The organism is Gilvimarinus sp. 1_MG-2023 (assembly GCF_030548285.1).
The window spans coordinates 1-388 of record NZ_JAUOSC010000284.1 but is presented as its reverse complement, the minus strand read 5'-3'; the positions used below and the strand labels follow the sequence as shown (position 1 = coordinate 388).

General features: G+C 53.1%; 1 protein-coding gene. It reads left to right on the top strand.

All coding sequences use genetic code 11. The annotated features are described in order from the left end of the window. Positions 1-388: DEAD/DEAH box helicase family protein (locus Q4563_RS16810; protein WP_442903773.1), on the top strand; the 388-nt coding region annotated here is incomplete at its 3' end.

Genomic DNA, 388 nt, shown 5'->3' with positions numbered 1-388 from the left:
ATTCGGCAGTTAGTTGCCGGTATTAACGCCGGACTTCTCAAACAAACCCTGCTCGGCGTTACGGGTTCCGGTAAAACCTACACCATGGCCAACGTTATCGCCCAGTGTCAGCGGCCGGCGATTATCATGGCGCACAATAAAACATTGGCGGCGCAGCTGTACGGTGAGTTCAAGGAATTTTTCCCCGACAACGCTGTGGAATATTTTGTTTCCTACTACGACTACTACCAGCCAGAAGCCTATGTGCCCTCATCGGATACGTTTATCGACAAGGATGCTTCCGTCAACGAACACATCGAGCAGATGCGGCTGTCGGCCACCAAGGCACTGCTGGAACGCCGCGATGCCATTATTATCGCCACCGTATCGGCCATCTATGGTCTTGGCG